Source organism: Agathobaculum ammoniilyticum (assembly GCF_025567315.1).
Lineage (GTDB): Bacteria > Bacillota > Clostridia > Oscillospirales > Butyricicoccaceae > Agathobaculum > Agathobaculum ammoniilyticum.
Genome location: NZ_JAOQJE010000046.1, coordinates 1 through 1360, shown reverse-complemented (window position 1 = coordinate 1360; position 1360 = coordinate 1). Strand labels below are relative to the sequence as shown.

2 protein-coding genes are annotated in these 1360 nt (G+C 51.9%); both read right to left on the bottom strand.

Annotated elements, in window-relative coordinates; genetic code table 11:
• Positions 1-746, bottom strand: a 746-nt coding sequence (locus OCV66_RS15470) for a copper amine oxidase N-terminal domain-containing protein (protein WP_262564912.1), incomplete at its 3' end; no start/stop codon positions are given.
• Positions 747-786: 40 nt separating this feature from the next.
• A partial coding sequence (locus tag OCV66_RS15465; protein WP_147574655.1) for a PepSY domain-containing protein occupies positions 787-1360 on the bottom strand: 574 nt, incomplete at its 5' end.

Below are 1360 nucleotides of genomic sequence, written 5' to 3'. Positions count from 1 at the left end.
GGGCGGCCATGCTCATAGTCAAACGTACCCTTTACAAAGGTAACTTGCGCCGCAGTCTTTCCCGCGTGCTTCAAAGCTGCCTGCTTTGCCTGCTCCAGTGTGATTGTACCCGCGGGCGTAGACGGAGTCGCGGGATTTACGGGTGTAGTCGGATCGCTCGGAGGCGTTGTTGCAGGGTTCGAGGTATCAAAATCCGTTACTTCGCCGCCAATGGATGCATTGCTGTTCAGGGAAACCGTTTGGGCCGCTTCGTTCCAGGACACCGATTTGCCCATGATCTCCCCAATCGCACGGATCGGCAGATAGATGGAGCCATTGTAGACCGCAGGATCGCACACCTTGCCATTCACATCATAAAATGTGCGATCTACCCCATCAATAACAATCGTATAGTTCGGCTCCATTGTCAGGTTGACAGCAGCTTCCTTTGCGTTACGGTCTGGGGTGCCGGTTGCGTTGCCGGTCGTACGGGTGCCACCGATCGTCGCCGTATAGCTGCTTTCATCCCAGTTAACATTTTTATTCATCAGTTCGCCAATCGACCGCAGCGGGATATACGTCGTACCCCCGCAGCTGATCGGATGGACCTCCTGCCCCTGCACATTGTAGAATGTACGCTCCACCCCGTCTATCTGAACCCGAATATCCGGATTGAGCTCCGCCGCTACCGTATAGGAGCCGCTGGCCGCAAATGCGGAACCGCACAGCAGGGATGCCAGCGCCACCGTGCAAATCATCTTTTTCATTTTGTTGTCCTCCCCTTCGTTATCATATCTTAAAAATAAATCAGTCAAAAACCGATTCTGCTTCCCATTCGAGAATCGTACCGCTGTATGCGTCGATCGAAAAATCATATTCTATGTTCTGATAAATAATCTTTCCCTCATACAGCACCCAACCATCATCATAGTCCAGATGGAGCCTTATGTCTCTTTCCGTTGCACCGGATACCTTAGCCAGTGCGATTTGCTTTGCTTCCTGTTCCGTTATCTGCTGCCCTGATTGCGCACCTTGCTGGAACGGCGTATAATTTTCCGCATCATAGTCGAAGCTTCGGACCGTTCCCGTTGCTGCATCGATCTCGTAATCATATTCCGTATTCGTTTCGGCAATGTAAAATTCCACATCGTATACCAGAACGCCATCATCATAATCCAGCTTTGCCCACAGGAATGCCGCATCGCTCTCCTTAATCTGAGCATGTTCCAGAGCAATCTGCTTCGCCTGTTCCTCACTGATCTGGGTCGTTGGCTGTTGGCCACTGCCTGTGTTTCCGGAATTCTGGTTCGTCGCTGCCTGATTCTCTGCCACGGCAGCCTGCTCTACTGATGGCATGTCACTTACCGGAACCTGCCCGCTT